The sequence below is a fragment of the Inquilinus sp. genome, assembly GCF_057815775.1.
Genome location: NZ_JBYRFX010000433.1, coordinates 1 through 3,059 on the forward strand (window position 1 = coordinate 1; position 3,059 = coordinate 3,059).

Here is a 3,059-nt window from a genome sequence, read left to right on the forward strand (position 1 = left end):
TCTCGTGACGATTCTTGAGAAAGGCTCGATACCGAATGGAGGTGTCGACCCGCGAGGTTGATAGAGAGTCTAATGTCGCCATATATCCAAGAGATACTATTCGCAAGTTGAGTTGGAATTGCAATTCTTATAAAGCATGCAATTAAATGGGAAATATCAATAATTATCGATAAATTTATTTCTTCGCCATTAATATGGGATGTCAGGCCTGCAGGTCCGTTCTGATCGCCGGTCGAGGCCGAGCGATGCCGATGATGGCGGCCTGCCCTCAGTCGATGACATGCAGGTCTTTGCTCTTGCCCTCCTCGAGACGGTCCATCTTCTCTGTTTCCCAATCATAGTTGATGAACATTTCATCGCCGATCGCGATCGGCTTGATCGCCGTGAAGGTGATGATCTTGCCGTGAGGGTCCGGAACGAATTTGATGTTCGGATCGAAGCTCGTGTTGAACAGGCTGCCGACGCCGAGGCTGATGGCCATCGGCGTCCTGGCATCCGGCCATTCGAAGACATAATCGTCGAAGATGGTGGCTTTGCTGCAGCGCCAATCCTCGACATCCAGCAGGATCACTGGGTCCTGGCAGATCAGCGTGCCGACCTGGAACGGCCTGGTGGCGAACACGCCCCTGCCGGCGCCCGGGACCGTGCGGATCTCACATCCCAAATTGGGTATTTCCATTATTGCCTCTCGGCTTATTCGCAATTGGGGTCAGCGCGCCGAATTCATCACCGATGGAGTGCGCTGGGGTCTCTCTATGATCGTCCGCAAAAATATCCGGTCCGGGTCGCGAGGATGGGATCCCTATGGTCACGTCCGGCCGCTGCCATCATCGTTGGCATAAATACCGTCCTATGCAACGGGTGTTGCACGTCCGCCCGGCATGATCCTGGCTGGCCGGGATGTCACAGCGGAGGCATGGCATGGAGCAGAGGATGAAGCCCGGCCGGATCGTCGTCCTGAACGGCGCGCCGCGGTCGGGCAAGTCGAGCATCGCGGCGGCGATCCAGGACGGGTTCGACGGCCCCTGGATGAACCTCGGGGTCGACGCCTATACCAGGCACGTCACGCCGCCGCGCTATCGGCCCGGCGTCGGGCTGCGGCCGGGCGGCGAGCGGCCGGAGATCGAGGCCTGGGTGCCGGTGTTCTATGCGGCGCTGTACGAGTCCGTCGCCGCCCACAGCCGGCTCGGGCTGAACGTCGTGGTCGATGTCGGCCATCACGACGCCTATGCCGTGCCGCGTGGCATTCTCCCGGACTGCGCCCGGCGGCTGGCCGGCCTGCCGGCGCTGCTGGTCGGCGTACGCTGCCCGGTCGAGGAGATCATGCGGCGCCGCCAGGCCGGGCAGGCGGGGCGGGACGGGGAGTATGCCACCGGTTCGGCCGGTGACCCGGTGCCGGCCCCGGTTCTGCTGTGGCAGCAGGAGGTGCACCGTCCCGGCCTCTACGACCTCGAAATCGACACCGCGCTCCACAGCCCGGAGGCCTGCGCCGCGGCCATCCGCCGGCGCCTGGACGACCCGGCCCCGTTCTCGGCCTTTCACCGGCTGGCGGCGATGGGGTGATGGCTCAATCCGGCCGCGGGCCCAGCCGGCCGATCAGGCCGGTCGATGACGGTGCCGCCGGGGCCGGCGGCCGGCGCAGGCCGAGGATGATGCTGATGATCTCGGCCACCGCCTTGTAGTGCTCTTCCGGGATCGGCTGGTCGATCACCACGGCCGCGTGCAGCGCGCGGGCGAGCGGCGGGTTCTCAATGACGGGCACGTCCTTGTCGCGGGCGATGTCGCGGATCTTCAGCGCGATCCGGTCCTGGCCCTTGGCGATGCAGACCGGCGCGGCATCGCGGCCGCGCTCATAGCGCAGCGCCACGGCGTAATGGGTCGGGTTGACCAGCACGACGGTGGCGAATGGCACCTGCGCCATCATCCGGCGCCGCGACCGGGTGCGGCCGATGTCGCGCCGCCGCGCCTTCATCTGCGGATCGCCCTCGGTGCTGCGCAGCTCGTCCTTCACCTCGCGCAGGGTCATCCGCTGGCCGCGCCGCCACTCCCAATCCTGGTACAGCCGGTCGCCGATGGCGACCAGGCCGGCGATCGGCACCAGCACGGCGACCAGGCCGATGGTCAGCGACCGGATGGCGCCCAGCGTGCCTTCGACCGGCACCGAGACCAGCCATTCCGCCCGCTCGAAGCTCGGCTTCAGGAACAGGATCGTCACCAGCAGCACGATCGCGGTCTTCAGGATGCCCTTCGCGAATTCGACCAGCCCGGCGCGCGACAGCATCTTGCCCAGGCCCTTCAGCGGGTCCAGCCGCTCCGGCTTCGGCACCAGCCGGTCGGGGGCGACCACGACCTCACCCTGCAGGAAGGAGCTGGCGACGGCGCCGACGATCATCAGCGCCACGCCGGCGGCCAGGGCCAGCCCCATGGCACGGATGATGGCGGCGGCGGCGTGGAACGCGTCCTCCGCCGTATCAAGCGGGATCAGGTCGGGGCTTTCCATGAAGGGCAGCACCGCCTGGACGAAGGCGCCGCCGACTGCCGGGAACACCATCCAGGCCAGGACCAGCAGGGTCAGCAGCATCAGGAAGGTCGAGACCTCGCGCGACCGCGGCAGGTTGCCCTTCTCGCGCGCCTGCTCCAGCTTGCGGTCGGACGCGTCCTGGGTCTTCTGGTCCTTGTCCGGCTCGTCGCCGGCCATCAGCCCAGCATCCCGCCGCCCAGCAGCCAGTCGCCCACCGCATCGGCGTAGAGGCCGATCATGGCGCTGGCGACCAGGAAGGCCAGGATCAGGCCGGTGCCGAGCAGCAGCGGCGAGAACACGAAGTAGACCGGCAGCGCCGGCATCATCCGGTTGGTGATGCCCAGGCCGACATTGCCGACCAGGCCGATCACCAGGAACGGTGCCGCGAACTGCACCGCCAGCCGCATCGCCTGGCTGGCGACGCGGATCACCGCCTGCGCCTGCAGCCCGCCGTCGGGGATGCCGTCGATCGGCACCAGCCGGAACGACCCGGCCACGGCCTGGATCAGCACATGGTGCAGGTCGGCGGCGAAGGTGA

Annotated in this window: 4 protein-coding genes; 1 reads left to right on the forward strand and 3 read right to left on the reverse strand. The window is 66.6% G+C overall.

Annotated features, from left to right (window positions below):
• Positions 1-268: 268 nt before the first annotated feature.
• Positions 269-622 carry an SET domain-containing protein-lysine N-methyltransferase gene (locus AC3XYG_RS15375; protein ID WP_489140717.1) on the reverse strand — a complete coding sequence of 118 codons (354 nt, stop codon included), beginning with the start codon at positions 620-622 and terminating at the stop codon, positions 269-271.
• Positions 623-921: 299 nt separating this feature from the next.
• Between AC3XYG_RS15375 and AC3XYG_RS15380 the strand changes: the two genes are divergently transcribed.
• Entirely contained in the window at positions 922-1,563 is a 642-nt protein-coding gene (locus AC3XYG_RS15380) for a chloramphenicol phosphotransferase CPT family protein (protein WP_489140718.1), read from the forward strand.
• Positions 1,564-1,567: 4 nt separating this feature from the next.
• On the opposite strand, the gene AC3XYG_RS15385 is transcribed toward AC3XYG_RS15380, so the two are convergent.
• On the reverse strand, positions 1,568-2,698 hold the full coding sequence (locus AC3XYG_RS15385; RefSeq protein ID WP_489140719.1) for an EscU/YscU/HrcU family type III secretion system export apparatus switch protein: 1,131 nt from the start codon (positions 2,696-2,698) through the stop codon (positions 1,568-1,570).
• Positions 2,698-3,059: flagellar biosynthetic protein FliR (locus AC3XYG_RS15390; RefSeq protein WP_489140720.1), on the reverse strand; the 362-nt coding region annotated here is incomplete at its 5' end. The genes AC3XYG_RS15390 and AC3XYG_RS15385, both read right to left, overlap by 1 nt.

Bases quoted from the DNA above. Each gene is read 5' to 3' on its own strand.
- AC3XYG_RS15380 (WP_489140718.1), top strand. From the start codon at position 922: ATGGAGCAGAGGATGAAGCCCGGCCGGATCGTCGTCCTGAACGGCGCG.
- AC3XYG_RS15385 (WP_489140719.1), bottom strand. From the start codon at position 2,698: ATGGCCGGCGACGAGCCGGACAAGGACCAGAAGACCCAGGACGCGTCC.